Source organism: Neobacillus sp. BP17 (genome assembly GCF_059579525.1).
In genome coordinates this window covers 406,317-422,589 of the sequence record NZ_CM184198.1, presented here as the reverse complement: position 1 = coordinate 422,589, position 16,273 = coordinate 406,317, and the positions used below count along the sequence as shown (strand labels likewise).

Annotated in this window: 13 protein-coding genes; 3 read left to right on the top strand and 10 right to left on the bottom strand. The window is 39.7% G+C overall.

The genetic code is table 11. The features are described 5' to 3' along the window. Positions 1 to 39 precede the first annotated feature (39 nt). Both AC4QJR_RS02100 and AC4QJR_RS02095 read right to left on the bottom strand, forming a co-directional pair. Entirely contained in the window at positions 40 to 1,422 is a 1,383-nt protein-coding gene (locus tag AC4QJR_RS02100; protein ID WP_496525110.1) for a M14 family zinc carboxypeptidase, read from the bottom strand. Positions 1,423 to 1,634: 212 nt separating this feature from the next. After that, on the bottom strand, positions 1,635 to 1,964 hold the full coding sequence (locus AC4QJR_RS02095) for a hypothetical protein (RefSeq protein ID WP_496525109.1): 330 nt from the start codon (positions 1,962 to 1,964) through the stop codon (positions 1,635 to 1,637). Between the two features lie 917 nt (positions 1,965 to 2,881). Here AC4QJR_RS02095 and AC4QJR_RS02090 point away from each other — a divergent pair. Further along, a complete protein-coding gene (locus AC4QJR_RS02090; RefSeq protein ID WP_496525108.1) occupies positions 2,882 to 4,237 on the top strand; it encodes a purine/pyrimidine permease in 1,356 nt (451 codons plus the stop codon). A gap of 97 nt (positions 4,238 to 4,334) precedes the next feature. Next, entirely contained in the window at positions 4,335 to 4,934 is a 600-nt protein-coding gene (locus tag AC4QJR_RS02085; RefSeq protein ID WP_496525107.1) for a TetR/AcrR family transcriptional regulator, read from the top strand. Between the two features lie 101 nt (positions 4,935 to 5,035). On the opposite strand, the gene rlmD is transcribed toward AC4QJR_RS02085, so the two are convergent. Continuing rightward, positions 5,036 to 6,406 (bottom strand): 23S rRNA (uracil(1939)-C(5))-methyltransferase RlmD, encoded by a 1,371-nt coding sequence (gene rlmD / locus AC4QJR_RS02080; protein ID WP_496525106.1) that lies wholly within the window; start codon positions 6,404 to 6,406, stop codon positions 5,036 to 5,038. A gap of 188 nt (positions 6,407 to 6,594) precedes the next feature. On the opposite strand from rlmD, the gene AC4QJR_RS02075 reads away from it, so the two are divergent. Continuing rightward, positions 6,595 to 6,918 carry a hypothetical protein gene (locus AC4QJR_RS02075; RefSeq protein ID WP_496525105.1) on the top strand — a complete coding sequence of 108 codons (324 nt, stop codon included), beginning with the start codon at positions 6,595 to 6,597 and terminating at the stop codon, positions 6,916 to 6,918. Positions 6,919 to 7,127: 209 nt separating this feature from the next. Here AC4QJR_RS02075 and AC4QJR_RS02070 read toward each other — a convergent pair whose 3' ends face one another. The 7 genes from AC4QJR_RS02070 to AC4QJR_RS02040 form a co-directional block, all read right to left on the bottom strand. Beyond that, positions 7,128 to 8,609 (bottom strand): nicotinate phosphoribosyltransferase, encoded by a 1,482-nt coding sequence (locus AC4QJR_RS02070; RefSeq protein WP_496526593.1) that lies wholly within the window; start codon positions 8,607 to 8,609, stop codon positions 7,128 to 7,130. Between the two features lie 287 nt (positions 8,610 to 8,896). Further along, positions 8,897 to 10,399 carry an alanine/glycine:cation symporter family protein gene (locus AC4QJR_RS02065; RefSeq protein WP_496525104.1) on the bottom strand — a complete coding sequence of 501 codons (1,503 nt, stop codon included), beginning with the start codon at positions 10,397 to 10,399 and terminating at the stop codon, positions 8,897 to 8,899. A gap of 156 nt (positions 10,400 to 10,555) precedes the next feature. Further along, positions 10,556 to 12,058, bottom strand: coding sequence for an aldehyde dehydrogenase family protein (locus AC4QJR_RS02060; protein ID WP_496525103.1), 1,503 nt, complete (start codon positions 12,056 to 12,058; stop codon positions 10,556 to 10,558). Between the two features lie 20 nt (positions 12,059 to 12,078). Beyond that, a complete protein-coding gene (gene dapA / locus AC4QJR_RS02055) occupies positions 12,079 to 12,972 on the bottom strand; it encodes a 4-hydroxy-tetrahydrodipicolinate synthase (RefSeq protein WP_496525102.1) in 894 nt (297 codons plus the stop codon). Between the two features lie 31 nt (positions 12,973 to 13,003). After that, a complete protein-coding gene (locus AC4QJR_RS02050; RefSeq protein WP_496525101.1) occupies positions 13,004 to 13,957 on the bottom strand; it encodes a proline racemase family protein in 954 nt (317 codons plus the stop codon). Next, positions 13,954 to 14,991: a proline racemase family protein gene (locus tag AC4QJR_RS02045; RefSeq protein ID WP_496525100.1), complete on the bottom strand. Its 1,038-nt coding sequence runs from the start codon at positions 14,989 to 14,991 to the stop codon at positions 13,954 to 13,956. Before AC4QJR_RS02045 ends, AC4QJR_RS02050 begins: the two co-directional genes overlap by 4 nt. Further along, positions 14,991 to 16,166: an NAD(P)/FAD-dependent oxidoreductase gene (locus AC4QJR_RS02040; RefSeq protein WP_098571046.1), complete on the bottom strand. Its 1,176-nt coding sequence runs from the start codon at positions 16,164 to 16,166 to the stop codon at positions 14,991 to 14,993. The genes AC4QJR_RS02045 and AC4QJR_RS02040 overlap by 1 nt, the downstream gene beginning before the upstream one ends. Positions 16,167 to 16,273 lie beyond the last annotated feature (107 nt).

Genomic DNA, 16,273 nt, shown 5'->3' with positions numbered 1-16,273 from the left:
TTTTACAGACAATACAACAAGGTTCTTCCGTGTTTATCTTTATCGATTTTCACGAATATAATTTGCCACTATTAGTCCGCTCTCCACCTGTATTCGCACAAGCTTTTGAATCGGAATCGCTGTATAATCAAGCTCATATTCAAGGTTTTCACAATATTCATTTAAAAATTGCTCACCTTTCTCGTAAGTTTCCATAAGTTTGCTCATTGCTGTCTTATCACTATTTTTTTGCCGGCCAAGCTGCTCGATTTCATATTCACAAGTCCGAACTGTCAACCCTAAGTACAAGCCATTGTAAAACTTGGCAACTTGTAAATTATCAAAAATCTCTGCAATGGAAGCCATTTTTTCAAATTCAGGATTACTTTCAGCCCAATTAATCTTGGCTTCACTGCCTTCTCTAATATACTGAATCACTTCTTCTACAAATTTTACAAATGGATTCTGTTCACTAATATAAGGGCGAACCTCAGTTAACAACTTATCTAAGTAAGTAAAATGAGTTTGTGATTGTTTTACATTCTGGAAAATGGCCTCTTTCCGTGTGATATCCCCCTCACTCAAATCCTCAATCCTCGAATCAAAGAAATAAGGCAGTTCAGTCAGAAGAGTTACACAGTCCGATACGCTTGAAGCATAGTCTGAACTTGAAGTGCCATTTTTTATTTTTGGCTTTTCTCCACTAAATTTTTCAATGAAATCATACGCTTCAGCAATTGTCATATTTTTAAAGACAGCCGGAGAAAATTTCGTTATGAAAGGTTCCTCTGGCTCTCCTAAGTTCAATGGAATGCCTTGTTTTAAAGCTGAATTCCTCAAGCCTTCATACAGCTCTGGCAGATCATGTGTGATGTACCAATAAGCTCCCCCAAATCCTGCATTATGGAGCGAATACATAAACTCCGGCTTGATCTCTTGTATTAATTTCATTAAAGCTTGGGTTTCAGGAAGCGGATTATGAAAATGCAGTTCTTTGTAGTCAATCGGAAAAGTCCATTCTACCTGTTCATAGCCGATTGGCCGATAATAGTTTTTCGTGTAGGTATAGACATTAAACGGTCCTTTGAACCAGTTTTCATTTAGATGAACACCATCTGGATCGATACATTTAATCATGTACCATGTAAAGCCTAACCCTTCTCGTAACTCATCACTCTCAGCCAAAGCACGAGAAAAGTACTCTAGTGTCATGGCTCCAATCGGTTCATTAGGGTGAGGACAGGCAAAGCATAAAGCGTTCTTTGGTCCATCCCCAATTTTCAAACATAAAATGGAATGTCCCTTTCGTGATTTTCCAATTTCAAAAACAGTAACGATATCAGGAAACTCATTAGCAAGCTTCCTGCAGCTGTCATCCATTTCATCAACCGTCAGAAAAGCTTTGTAATCAGGAACATTTGCAACAACAGATTGAAAATTCATGGAAACGTTTCCTCTCAGTAAAGTTTTGTGGAGATCTTTATTTATTCATAAGCTGTGCTTCCAATAATCTTCTTTATATTATATCATTTTTATAATACAAAAAATTTAGATAATTCCCATAAAAAAAACATCTACAATTTTTTGTAGATGCCATAAATTTAACGTTTCATTTCAGCGCGAAATTGGAAAATTTAGCGAACAGACTTAAAGCATTAGCCAAAATACACTTTTACACTACCTTCTATTTTTGCTGTTGCTAAACAATTTTGGATAAAATTCAAGATTTGTTTTTGGTCCCATGGCAGGGAATCACTTTCTGACAGGGACTCACCAGTGTTAAAAAATTGCTTGTAGGCATTCACAACCTTTACTATTTGTTGTTTCGAGAAGGTAGAACTGCCCCCTGACCCGCTAACTCCCGCATAGTACTTATATGCATCAAGTAAATCATACAAAATGATAGCATTATAATTCCCCATGCTAAAACGAGCATAAGCAATTTCTTGCCCTGCTTTATTGTATCCTGATATATCGTGACCCATTAAATTATCCTCCTTCAGATAACATTTACGTACCAGAAATCATAGTCTAGGAATCTTTTAAATGATATATGTTTACAAAACAGACCTATCCCTTCAGGTCTATTTTTATAAAACAAATTATCCGAAAAAATATGAAAAGAATGGATGTTAAAGCAGAAAAAAGTGTGGATTCAATATGTGGTTATTAGAAAACGTTTGCAAAATTTACTAGTTGGATGTATTCTTCGAGGTTTTCTTAAAATCATTGTTATGATGGGGAAAGTGATAGAGGACATAAACGTCCAAATGAAAAAGTAATTATTTTTTTGTCATGCTTCCATTTTGTTACCTCCTACAGATAAAATAATATCACATTAGAAGTCATATAAATTTACTCTTTTCAAAAGCTTTTCTACAATTATGTGAACAAATTTGTCAATCATTAAAAAACCTTGGAAAGGCAATTCCCAAAGGGTTAGTTGCCTGAATAAGTCCCCAAAGTCCTTAGAAATTCATCTTGAAATTTCTCCTATTTTCCCCCAATTATAAACCTTAACTTTTTCGTATTGTATTTGAGCTGCATTAATCATGGCATTGGCAATTTCTCTCCCTTTAAATTTCTTCATTTTCCTAATAAACAATGGGTTAATTATTCTTATTGATAATATTCTGCTTTAACGTAAGGATTTACCAATTAGTTTCTCAAATAGTCTTTCAATAAAACCCATTTTTCACACTGCCTATATAAAAAGTTTATTTATCTGTTTCTCTTCTTTCGCATTCTCCTTTTCTAATTTTATTTATCATCTGCAATTTGCCCAAAACTTGAAAAAACATGGTTGAAAAATTTTTAAAATGATATATAATACAAAACAGAACGTATCGTTTTATAATTAAAATGTGCGTTATTATACTTCATATAAAGAAAGGGATAGATTATGAAAAATATAAAATTAGATACAAGTATTGGTTCACTTCAATGGTTTATTTTTTTAATAGCTAATTCGCTTACGATTCCTATTATCATAGGCCAGGTCTTTCAACTCTCTCCATTAGAGATTTCTGGATTGATGCAAAGAACCTTTTTAGTTGTTGGGGTATCATCTTTATTATCGGGCTGGTTAGGACACCGTTTGCCTATACCTGACGGCCCAGCTGGAATATGGCTTGGGGTATTTACATTAATGGGCCAAATGGCTGTCGTACAAGGGGTAGACAAAGCTGGCGGATCACTACAATTATTGGAAGGTGCCATGCTTTTAACGGGGGTTTTTCTCATTATCGTTGGTGTAACAGGATGGATGAACAAATTACTGAAACTGTTTACCCCACTTGTTAACGGAGTTTACTTGACCATTCTCGGCTTTCAGTTAAGCGGAATGTTCCTTAAAGGAATGATTGGGGTCAGTGATAAGTCAACGAAGATTCAGCCTGGAATTGTCATTCTTTCTTTTGCAATCTTCATTCTTGTACTTGCTCTTTCTGTTTGGGGAAAGGGTTGGTTAAAAAGTTATGCAGTTCTTATTGGTATGGTTGTAGGTTCAATCGCTTTTATTCTATTTTTCGGTTCACAACCTATGCCTAAAACGTCCTCTTTTATTTCATTACCTGATGTTTTCGCATGGGGGATGCCTAAGCTTGATGCGGGTATGTTTGTTTCATCCATTATGGTGACATTTGTATTAATTTCCAGCATTATTGCCAGTGTAGCGGCCATGAAACAAGTGTTCAGTGAAAAAGCAAATGAAAGTACTCACGACAATGCATTGCGAAAAGAGGGTTCACTTAAGAGTTCTGGTATTATCAGTGGAATAGGTACAATTTTGTCCTCTGTCTTCTCGACAGTCGGAGTTGTTCCATTTTCTGTGGCGGCAGGGTTTGTACGGATGACGGGTCAAAGCCGTCTGCTGCCATTCTTTATCGCCAGTATATCTCTAGCAGTTATTTCCTTTTTCCCAAAGGTGTATTCGCTTTTTGCTATGCTCCCAGGTCCGATTGCCTATGCCGCTATGCTTGCCTCATTTACTTCAATGGCAGGAATAGGTATTAGTTCTGTTCTTAAAGAACCTCTTGACCAAAGACGGTTGACCATTCTTAGTACTGCTCTTTCACTAGGAACAGGGGTTATGTTCTTACCAAATGCTGTCTTTTCAGCCTTACCAACTGTCTTGCAATATGTGTTTAGCAATGGTGTAATGGTCGGAATGTTAGTGGCTCTAATATTTGAGCAAATTTGGCGTCCAAAGAAAGTAGAAATGAAGATAAAAAATAAGGACAATGAAATTGCTGTGTAACGGTTTATTTTCCTTGGATAAATGTTGTTAAATTGATTAAAATCATGATATGCGAATATCACTATTACACCTACACCGATTTAAGTGAGGAATGAACATGTCAGAAAAAAAACAATCTAAACAACACTCAGTAGGAAGACCTCGAAGTGAGGCATCTAAAACTGCTATTCTTAACGCGACCATTGAATTACTAGAGGAATCTGGGTATTCAACATTGACCATTGAAGCCATTGCTGCTCGTGCAGGTGTCGGAAAAGCCACCATCTATCGTTGGTGGCCTAACAAATCAATTCTCGTGCTTGATGCCTTTCTTATGTCAACTGAATCCCGTTTGTATTTCCAAGAAAACACTTCGATTCGTGAAAATTTCTGTCAACAGCTTCACACTCTTGCAAATGTTTTTAACAGTATCCTTGGAAGAACGGTGGTAGCCCTTGTTGCAGAAAGCGGAGAGGATTCGGAGATAGCAAAAGCCTTCTACACCAATTATCTTAAACCTCGCCGCGAGGATGCTATATTAATTCTTGAGCGTGCCATTGCTCAGGGTGAAATTCAAGCAGGAATTAATTTAGATGTTGTGTCAGATATGTTATACGGCCCTATATACTTTCGTATCCTTATATATAAGAAAAAGGTAGACTTAAAATTTATTGATACATTAGTAGGTCAGGTAATGAAGGGGATTGGTGCTCCTTAATTTAGGATTATGAATGATAATATGCAGCTATAAAGAAGAAACAACTAAGTAATCTCAAACCAAGAAACGTAAAAAGGCAACACCCAAACGGGTTAGTTGCCTTACTTTAAAATAAGTTGAGCTACACACTCGACGTGTGTGGACATAGGAAACATATCAACTGGCTGCACTTCCACCGTTTTGTATCCTCCGTCCTCCAAAATCCGCAAATCCCTTGCTAGGGTAGCTGGATTACAAGATACATAAACGACTTTTTTCGGTTTCATCTCGATGATTGTTTGAAGCAAAGCTTCATCGCAGCCTTTACGCGGAGGATCAACGACCAAGACATCCGCGGCATTTCCTTCTTTATACCACTTTGGAATCACAACCTCGGCTTCCCCAGCAGCAAACTCGGTATTTTCCATTCCGTTTAATGCGGCATTCCGCTTCGCATCCTCAATCGCCTCTGGAACTACCTCTACACCAAATACCTTCCGTGCTTTTTGTGCTAAAAATAAAGAAATCGTTCCGATCCCACAGTAGGCATCAATCACGCTTTCTTCTCCGCTAAGGTCCGCGTATTCAAGCGCCTTATCATATAAAACCTTTGTTTGAACAGGATTAACCTGATAAAAGGACAGGGCGGAAATTGCAAATTTCACATCGCCAATATAGTCATAAATGACTTCGTTGCCCCATAAAACGTTCGTTGTCGCCCCCATAATCACGTTCGTCCGTTTGGAATTCACATTATGGATAATCGACTTGATCTTTGGGAGCCGCGCAACGATTTGCTCCACTAGCTTGTCTTTTTGGGGAAGGTCTGTCGTCCTTGTGATAATGACCACCATGAGTTCGCCTGTTTGCTGACCATAACGGGCCATAATATGTCTGAGTACACCTTTATGTGATTCCTCATGATAGGCAGGAATCCCTAACTCACTGCAAATTTCCTTCACCGTCTGAACTGCTTCATTTATTTCAGGCAGTTGAATGACACTTTCGTTCGTATCAACAATTTCATGGCTCCTTGGTTTAAAAAAGCCCGCAATCAATTTACCATCCTTTTCCCCCACCGGCACCTGTGCCTTGTTGCGGTAATGAAAGGGCTGATCCATTCCTAATATGGGATGTACAACGACATCCTCTAATTTACCAATCCGTGTAAGTACCTGACGAACTTGGTTTACCTTATACCTTAGCTGACCTTCATAACTAAGGTGCTCGAGCTGACAGCCTCCATATTTATGGAAATCTCGGCTGTCAATCTCGACTCGATCAGGGCTTTTTTCATAAAACTCCACCAACCGACCAAAGCCATACCCTTTGCCCGTCTTAATAACCTTCACTTTTGCCTTTTCGCCCGGCAGTCCGTTGGGAACAAATAACGGGTACCCATCAACCTTGGCCACACCCGCCCCATCATGGGTTAGATCTTCAAACACTACATCTATAAAATCATTTTTATTAACCGGTAAGATTCTGCTCATTCGTTTCTTCCTTTTCACATTTTGACTGCTAAGATTGTAACACAAAGCATGGTTGATTGCGAAACTTGGCCGTGGCAAGCGCCTTTTTTTCAAAAAAACCAAGAAAATTGTCAGAATGTTTTTATTTTCAAATATAATAAAAGTGTATATGATTAAAACAATCTCATTATTGGAAGGAGTGGATATTGATGAAGATGAAAAATAACCTTACCATTCCGTTGCTCCTTGCCTTCCTTGCTTTCACCTTTCTTCACTTTTCATATTCACTTTCCCACTCTCATACCCATTTCAAGGCCATCATCAACATAGATGATGCCAAGGTGAAAGGGCAATGGGACGATGACAAGAAGCTGCCCATGGACTTACCCATTCTTCTTGTCCTGCCGGTCATCCTAGCTGCAGTTGCCGCTCCCCTTGTTTATCTATCCATCATTTTTATCAGAAGCTTTATTTTTCTAATACCGAAATTTCATCAATCTAACTATGTGATCTATGCTCCCGAATCATTTTGATATCAATCAATGATAAGGGAGGAAATTATAATGTGGATTCGCTTTATTATTATTGGCCTTTTTTCCATATCAGCCGCAAGCATGCTTACCTACCAAGGGATTGAAATTTTTCATGCCTTTACGGATTTCTTTAAGCAAAAATAACTAAAGGGCAGACTCCAGCGGGGATTCATTAATCCCCCTTGGGAGTCTGCCCTTCTTAATTTTATTTAAAAGCTCTCTTCTTGATCGCCTTTCATGGCCGCAACTTTATCTTTGACCTCTTCTATATTCCTCATTTTGTTATCCCAGCATTTTTGACTTAAGTCAACTGGATACTCTGCCGGATTGGTAATCCGCTTATACTCGTCCCAAAGGGCAACGAGGTTTTGCTTTAAATAATCACGGGATTCTTCCAAGCAAGGTACTTCATAAACAAGTTCCCCATCAGAAAAAATTCTCACATGTAATTCTTTGGCAGTAAAGTTGGTCACCACTTTGTTCATGAACGTATGGGTTGGATGGAACATTCGCAACCTTTTTTCAGGGAGCTTTTCATCGGCTAGTGCAATATAATCCCCTTCGGCGTGGTTGTTTGTATTATTGATAATTCGATAAATCCTCTTTAATCCCGGTGTTGTCACCTTTTCTGGATTGGATGAGATTTTAATCGTATCTTCCATTTTTCCGTTATTGTCCTCAATGGATACAATTTTATAAACCGCCCCGAGCGCAGCTTGATCGTAAGCTGTAATCAGTTTGGTCCCTACCCCCCAGCTGTCAATTTTGGCACCCTGTGATTTCAAACTCATAATCGTATACTCATCTAAATCACTGGAGGCAACAATCTTTGCATCAGTAAATCCAGCCTCATCGAGCAATTTGCGTGCTTCTTTCGAAAGGTAGGCAAGGTCACCGCTGTCAAGGCGGATTCCGATAAAATTAATTTTATCTCCAAGCTCCTTAGCCACTTTGATTGCATTTGGAACACCGAGACGGAGTGTATCATATGTATCTACTAGAAAGACACAATCCTTATGTGTTTGGGCATATTTAATGAAGGCCGTATATTCATCTTTATATGCTTGGACCATCGAATGGGCATGTGTTCCCGATACAGGAATACCGAACAGCTTTCCCGCTCTGACATTACTTGTTGATTCAAAACCGGCAAGATAGGCTGCTCGGGTTCCCCAAATCGCCGCATCCATTTCCTGTGCCCGTCTTGTGCCAAATTCCGCCGCTACTTCATCGCCTACAACTTGCTTGATACGCGATGCCTTGGTCGCAATTAATGTTTGGTAATTCACAATATTAAGCAAGGCTGTTTCAATCAATTGAGCTTCTGCAAGGGGGGCTTCCACCCTGATGATCGGCTCATTGCCGAAAACAAGCTCGCCTTCTTCCATGGCACATATAGTTCCTGTAAATCGGATATCTTTAAGATATTGAATGAAATCCTCCTGATAACCTACTTCATTTTTCAAATATTCAAGATCTTCCTCGCTAAAGCGGAAGCCTTTAATAAACTGAATCACTTTCTCCAATCCAGCAAATACAGCATAACCGTTCCCGAACGGAAGCTTACGGAAAAATAGTTCGAAGACCGCTCGTTTATTATGTATTCCATCTCTCCAATACGTTTCCACCATATTGATCTGATATAGATCCGTATGCAGAGTTAAACTATCATCTTGGTAAAAGTGTTTCATCATCTGACCTCCGAAGTACTATTTCAGCTTTTTCATCATTATAACCAATAATGCACCTGGAAGTCTATTTAACTTGGGCTCCTAGCGATTGTTCAAAATGTCCGAGCGTCCATGAACTGCCTGATTTTTTTGGATTAGATTCACAATCCCATACGAGAAAAGGACCAGTAAATTTTTTAATTTACTAATCCTCTTTTCGCTTTTTTTATTTATTAATGAATCAATCTTCAGAAATTGAGGGAAGTACTAGCGAAACTATCCCCAACCGATATAAGGGAATTTTCGATTTATAAGTGGAAAGTATTTCCTGCCCCTGCTTTCCTTTCCTCTATATTCCTCTTACCTTTTGAATTACTTTCTTTTAATTTCTCCTCCCAAAAATCAGCACCTTTAATGCCGAGTTTAACAGGATCGAAGACTGGTTCAATTCCCGCTTTCCTTTGTTTTTCATAATCTTTAAATACTTTTAAGGCCGTTTTCGTTAGCATTAAAATAGCCACTAAGTTTAGCCAAGCCATGCTTCCGAAGCCAAAGTCACCAAGTCCCCATAATAGGGATGCGTTTTCGACACTTCCAATATAGATCATTCCTAAGAAAAGAATCATTAAGCCTGCTTTAAACCCTTTTAAATTTCTATTTCTTCCAAGGTAAAAGAGGGTTGTTTCAGAAATATAGTAGTAAGCCATTAGCGTTGTAAAGGCAAAGAAGAAGATCGCAATCGCAACAAACAATCCACCAAATCCAGGGATAACGCTTTCTACAGCAGCTTGTGTCCACATCGGACCAGCCTCCACACCTGGGATGTTGTCAACAATCGAAGACTGTCCTTCTGGAGTAATGTTGTACATGCCGGTGATTAAAATCATAAGTGCTGTAGCTGTACAAACAACGATCGTATCAATATAAACAGAGAATGCTTGAACAAGGCCTTGTTTTGCCGGATGAGATACAGCAGCGGCGGCTGAACTATAAGTTCCTTCCCCTACACCAGCAACGTTGGAAAATACAGCTCTCTTAACACCCCATGCAATCGCTGCACCGAACATACCGCCAAACATTTCATTTGCTCCAAATGCACTTGAAATGATTAATCCAAACATTGCTGGAATTTCTGATGCATTAGCAATTAAAAGAACGAACGTGACAATCACATATCCTAAAGCCATGAAAGGTACAACTTTATCTGCAACAGACGCGATTCGCTTAACACCGCCAAAAATAATGATGCCAAGTAATGCCACAAGAATGATACCAGTGATGCTTTTATTGAGACCGATTGTGTTCTCAAATCCAACAGCAATCGTGTTAGCCTGAATACCTGGAACTAATATTCCGTAACACAGTGTAACAACAATCGCAACCAACACCCCGAACCACTTCATTTTTAAACCTTTTTCAATAAAATAAGGAGTTCCGCCTCGGTATTGGTTACCATCTTTTACTTTATAGACCTGAGCAAGAGTAGATTCAACAAAAGCACTTGCTCCTCCCAATAAAGCCATGATCCACATCCAGAAAACTGCTCCCGGACCGCCAAATGCAATCGCAGTAGCAACTCCAGCGATATTTCCAATACCGACCCGACCAGCTAAAGCCATACAAAACGCCTGGAAAGAGGACACACCAGATTCCGGTTCACCCTTATCAAAAAGAAGCTTAATCATTTCCTTAAAATATCTAATTTGCACAAAACGCGTAATAATAGAAAAGAATAATCCAGCACCAAGTGCAAATGCTACCAACCCCAGACTCCAAACCATACCCGACGCTTTATTCACCAATTCTTCCATCTTACCCCTCCTATGTAAGCGATTCAAAAAAATAGTTGTATTACTTTTTAGTTTTTATAACATTAATAATTTTCAGACAGAAAAAGTTGTGGAAATGGACATGGGACAGACTTGCTGTCCCGCTCCCATTCATTTATACACTTGTCCCATTGTTTCTTAAATTGATCCATCCTGTTTGATGCTAACAAATACACTTTTCACTTCTGTATAGTTTTGTAAGCCATACTCTCCACCCATTTCGCGGCCGATTCCTGATTGTTTGTAGCCACCGAAAGGCATAGTTTCCCATTCAAGACCAAAATCATTAATCCAGACTGTTCCTGATTGCAGCTTGTTTGCAATATAATGGCCCTTTTTCATACTTTCTGTCCAGACACTTGCAGCTAAGCCATAGTCACTATCGTTTGCCCGTTTAATTACCTCTTCAATCGTGTCGAAAACGAAAATTGACATGACTGGACCAAAGATTTCTTCACGAGCAATCACCATATGATCTTCCACATCAGCGAAAATGGTTGGCTGTACAAAATATCCTTTTTCAAAAACTTTTTCACCGCCAGCCACAAGGCGCGCCCCTTCTTTTTTCCCTTGTTCAATATAATTAAGAACGGTTTTTTGCTGTTTAGCTGAAACGAGCGGCCCCATTTCTGTTTCAGGATCCATACCTGGTCCAATCTTCAGGGATTTTGCTCGCTCTGATAAAGCTTCTACAACACGATCATAAATGTTTCGCTGTACAAATACTCGTGTACAAGCACTGCAGTTTTGCCCATGATTGTACATCGTTCCGTTAAATGCCCCTTCAATCGCTTCCTCAAGATTGGCATCTTCTAAAATAATCGCTGGGGATTTACCGCCAAGCTCAAGTGTAACGCCTTTAATTTGATCCGCAGCCTTTTTCATAACTTCTCTTCCGACAGCCGTTGAACCAGTGAAGGCTACTTTATTGACATCTTTATGTGTGATAATCGCTTCTCCCGCAATTCTTCCTGATCCAGGCACAATATTCACAACACCATCCGGAAAACCAGCCTCTTTAAATAACTTTCCTACGTATAGAAGAGATAGCGGTGTTTCACTTGCTGGCTTAATAACAACCGTACAGCCTACAGCCAGTGCGGATCCAAGCTTCCAAGCAGCCATAGCAAGCGGGAAGTTCCATGGAATAATTTGGCCTACAACCCCAACCGGCTCATGTACAGTATAGGTTACATAATCCTTTGAAATAGGAGTTGTCTTACCTAATAGTTTCGTTGCCCAGCCGGCATAATATCTAAAATGCTGGATCGTTCCGTCGACGTCATCTGACAGAGCGACTGTATATGGTTTTCCGTTATCCAATGATTCTAGCTGTGCAAGCTCTTCACGGTTTTCTTCTAAGAGATCCGCAAATTTATAGATTAGATGAGAGCGTTCCGCGGCATCCATTTTTGTCCATTCGCCTTCATCAAAGGCATGTCTTGCTGCAGCCACCGCTACATTAATATCTTCCTCTTGCGCTTCACTTACTTGTGCAATAACCTCTTCACTGGCAGGATTAACAACGGAGAACGTTTTACCACTAATTGCCGGTACATATTCACCGTTAATATATAATCCTTTCACACCTTCCAAGAATTCTTGAACTTTCAGTTTCAAATTGTAGTTTGTCGCTTGCATATTCTCTCTCCTTTTCTGTTTTAGATATTTACTGTTTCTAAATTGGCAAGTAGTTCTTTTAGCAGTTGATCTTCCTCAGGTAATAGACCTAAACGAGGGTAACGTGCAGGACCTCCAGCTTGTCCATTTAATTCCATCGCCCGCTTCACTATTTGCACGTACTTTCCAGATCCTTCAAGGAATGCACAAAACGGCAAAATACGATCATTGATTGCCCACGCTTGTTCAAGCTCCCCGTTTTGGAAATGGTTATACATATCTGTAACAAGCTTTGGTACGATGTTTCCAGCAACAGAAATCCAGCCAGTTGCACCAACTAAGTAAGACTCCATCACAAGTTCTTCAGCACCACAGAATACTTCAAAGTCTCCCTTGCCTTTTCTTGCAAGATCTCTTACCTTGCCAATTTCACCGCTGGATTCCTTAATGTGAGTGACATTTTCACATTCCTTACCAATCTGTAACATTAAATCTGTACTCATATTAACGCCAGAAGTAAATGGATTGTTATAAAGCATGATTGGTAGATTAACAGCACGAGATACTTCTTTGAAATGATAGTAGATTTCATTTTCCTTCGGCTTCATGTAATATGGATTAATGATGAGAGCAGCATCCGCTCCGTGAGCTTCAGCCTGCTTTGTATTCTCGATTGTCTCTTTTGTTGTTTCACCTGAAGTACCCACAATTACAGGGATGCGTCCGTTTACTTCCTTCATTACCGTTTCGACCATTTGATATTTTTCTTCTTTTGATAGACTGACAAATTCCCCAGTACTTCCATTGATGACAATACCTGCCACATCTTGATCGATGAAGTAATTAACATTATTCTTTACTCCGCCCCAATCGATTTCTTGCTCCTTTGTCATTGGTGTAATTAATACTGGAAAAGCTCCTCTAATTTTAGTCATTTAATTTTCCTCCTAATTAGTTAATAGTTTTTTATTTTAATAAAAACCCTGCGAATAATGGATCTGTCGGGTCTAATACATATGTCTGCATACCCGAAATAAATCCACGGGCTGAAAACCTAAACTTGTAACCGGTTTCAATTCGTTCTGAGAGTTCTGCTGTCAATTTTCCATTAAAAATGCTTTCATTTTCAATTGGGTTATCTGCAGATATATCGCCATTTCCTAATAAATAGGTGCTGCAGGCAGCTACAGTGCCAAATCCTGGCGAACGCACAATATAACGATCCGGACGGAATGTGACCGTTTTGATTTTGCCTTCACTTTTTTGCGAATGATCCAGCAGGATCACCCGGCTGACAGCATGTTGGTCTTCTAAGGCTTTAATCGCCTTTTGTCCCCATTGATTAATGTCAGTAAGGTTCTCCATTTCAATCGTAAAAGGCAGCTCTGCTTTATCAAAAATCGCATAAAGCTGATCAGCTTGAACAAGAGCAACTTCTGTCTGTAAATCTAAATAAGACACTGCCAAATGGGTCTGTACAACCTGGCATGGCTCGCTTTTTAACTCAACTAATTTCACTTCATCATCTTTCAAAACAGCAGTAACAGTAACAACACCACAGGCTGTTTCAATACTGTATTCATTTGAAGGCTTTGCCTTTAATTGGCCGCACTCCAGCAATGTAGTTATGACAGCAACAATTCCACCATATTGCATGGGAACGGTTCCGTTATGATCGAAAAAGACAACCGCTGCATCGGCACCGCTTTTAAAAGGCGGAACGACCAAACAACCATTCAAGCCTGCAAATCCGCGGGGCTCATTTAATAGAAGTTTAATTTCTTCCTCATAGACGAGCGGAAATTGCTCATTCAACTCTTGTAAACTTTGATAATGAACAAATGGCGCATCCTTAATAATTCTAAAAGCCTCGCCCGCTACATGTACATCAGTTGCTGTGTAAGCCTTTTGAATATTCATTTCACATCCTCCATTTCATGCTCCATTGGGGGAATGAGTAAAAAGCCTTCTTTAAGCGGATCTTCCTCGTTATAAAAGAACCGGTGCATTCCCATTAACCATGCTGAACCAGCGATTCTAGTTATGACAGCCTCCACACCCTGAACATCTGTTGTTTCAAGGACTCTTCCACGGAATAAGGAGCCGACAATACTTTCATGCACAAATTCCTCGTCGATGCTGATCTCCTTTTTGGAATAAAGTAAAGATAATTTGGCGGATGTACCTGTACCGCATGGTGAACGATCGATCCCGCCTGGAGGAACGATCACTGCATTTTTCACATCTGCTTCCTCATGAGTTGGCTCAGTAAAAAACTCAATATGAGTCAAGCCTCGTATAAATGGATACTGTGGATGAACGATATCCGTTGTTTCGTTAATCGTATTTCTAATTTTGATGGCTTTTTCAATGATTTTTGACGCATTCTCCGGAATCAGCTCTAATCCAACAGATGCAGCATTAATAATTCCATAGAAATTACCGCCATAGGCAATGTCTGCTTCAACGATTCCAATTCCCTCGACCTTAACTGACACATTCTTTAACAGGAAGGCAGGGACATTACAGAAGGAAACTTCTTTTGCCTTTCCGTTCTCTACCTTAATCTCAGCCTCCACAAGGCCTGCTGGTGTATCAAGTTTGATTGAAGTCACTGGTTCTTGAACAGGGATTAGTCCCGCTTCAACTAATGCTGTACAGACACCGATCGTGTCATGACCGCACATTGGCAAGTATCCACCTGTTTCGATATAGATCACACCGATATCTGCTTCCGGGTGACATGGATCTGTCAACAACGCACCTGACATCACATCATGTCCTCTTGGTTCATTCATCAGCAGCTTACGAATCCAGTCATATTCCATTTGCATATGTAGCATTTTTTCGGACATTGTTGCTCCTTTTAGCTCTGGGAGTCCACTAATTAATGTCCTTGTCGGATTTCCACCCGTGTGTGTATCAATCGTTGTAAAAACTCGTTTTGCTTTCATCAGCTCAGCACCCTTTCCTTAAATCGGGAAAATTTTAGCGGTTCAATTGGGATGCAAGTCTCCTTTTTATTCAGCATTTCCTCTATGACTTTACCAGTTACAGCAGCAAGACTAATTCCGTCTCCTTCATGACCGGCTGCAATGTAATAATTTGGAACCCCTTCAACTTCTGACACAATCGGTAAATGATCCTCCGTCCAGGGGCGTAAACCTGCATAGGACCGTATAACCATCATGTCAGCCATTTTCGGATAAAATCGTATGGCACGATTGGCAATGCATTTAATAATTTCATTGTTGACTTTTGTATTAAATCCAACAAATTCACGGCTGCTTCCAATCAAGAAGTTTTGACTTTCTGTTGGTTCGAAAACAAGGGCCACGCCATATTTTTCAGTAATCGGATCCACCTGGCGCTTACCGCCAAATTTTGATATTAAATAGCCAAATTCCATCACTTTTCTTGGCCCGACAAATTCCTGGCGTGATGCGACAATGATGTGGCCTTTTCTTGGTTTAATTGGAATGGACAGATCCAGCATCTCGCCAATATATGGAGCCCATACACCTGCAGCATTAATAACATGGTTAGCGGTAAAAACTCCATTAGATGTTTCGACAGTAAATGTACCGTCCGGCTCCCTTCTCATTCCAGTAACCTCAGTTTGTTTATGGGCTTTAGCACCCATTTTCTTTGCACCATCTAGAAGGTTAAAGGCAAGAAGATATGGGTTAACTGTTGAATCTGTTGCACACTCTAAACCGCCTAATAAATCATCAGCAAAATACTTTGAATCTTGGCGGATGTCCTGACGATCCAACATCCTGAACGGCAAACCGGCCTCTTTCTGACGGTCAACCCATTTTTGCGCGGCTTCCATTTCTTCTTCTGTTTCACAGACAAGGATGCTTCCAGGCGCGCGGTAATCAAAAGGTTGTTTCAATTCTCTGCTTAATTCATCTACTAATTTCTGGCTGACAAGTGACATTTGACTGTCAAACCCAGGATCTTTATCAATTGCTAAAATATTTCCATCACAGCGGGATGAAGTCCCACTGACAAATTCTCCTTTTTCTATAACGGTTACATCTCGTCCAGATTTAGAAGTATAATAGGCAATTGCACAGCCAATGATTCCCCCGCCTATAACCAGAACATCACAATGATGTCTCACAATACCAACCTCCCTTCGTCTCTATACATGATTTTATTAATGCAAATTGCGTGCCAACTTTTGTAAATGTTTAAAAACAACAAAACCCAAGCTGTTTTTACAATTAT

Bases quoted from the DNA above. Each gene is read 5' to 3' on its own strand.
- dapA (WP_496525102.1), bottom strand. From the start codon at position 12,972: ATGACTAAAATTAGAGGAGCTTTTCCAGTATTAATTACACCAATGACA.
- AC4QJR_RS02085 (WP_496525107.1), top strand. From the start codon at position 4,335: ATGTCAGAAAAAAAACAATCTAAACAACACTCAGTAGGAAGACCTCGA.
- AC4QJR_RS02090 (WP_496525108.1), top strand. From the start codon at position 2,882: ATGAAAAATATAAAATTAGATACAAGTATTGGTTCACTTCAATGGTTT.
- AC4QJR_RS02070 (WP_496526593.1), bottom strand. From the start codon at position 8,609: ATGAAACACTTTTACCAAGATGATAGTTTAACTCTGCATACGGATCTA.
- rlmD (WP_496525106.1), bottom strand. From the start codon at position 6,406: ATGAGCAGAATCTTACCGGTTAATAAAAATGATTTTATAGATGTAGTG.
- AC4QJR_RS02060 (WP_496525103.1), bottom strand. From the start codon at position 12,058: ATGCAAGCGACAAACTACAATTTGAAACTGAAAGTTCAAGAATTCTTG.
- AC4QJR_RS02075 (WP_496525105.1), top strand. From the start codon at position 6,595: ATGAAGATGAAAAATAACCTTACCATTCCGTTGCTCCTTGCCTTCCTT.
- AC4QJR_RS02065 (WP_496525104.1), bottom strand. From the start codon at position 10,399: ATGGAAGAATTGGTGAATAAAGCGTCGGGTATGGTTTGGAGTCTGGGG.
- AC4QJR_RS02050 (WP_496525101.1), bottom strand. From the start codon at position 13,957: ATGAATATTCAAAAGGCTTACACAGCAACTGATGTACATGTAGCGGGC.
- AC4QJR_RS02095 (WP_496525109.1), bottom strand. From the start codon at position 1,964: ATGGGTCACGATATATCAGGATACAATAAAGCAGGGCAAGAAATTGCT.
- AC4QJR_RS02045 (WP_496525100.1), bottom strand. From the start codon at position 14,991: ATGAAAGCAAAACGAGTTTTTACAACGATTGATACACACACGGGTGGA.
- AC4QJR_RS02100 (WP_496525110.1), bottom strand. From the start codon at position 1,422: ATGAATTTTCAATCTGTTGTTGCAAATGTTCCTGATTACAAAGCTTTT.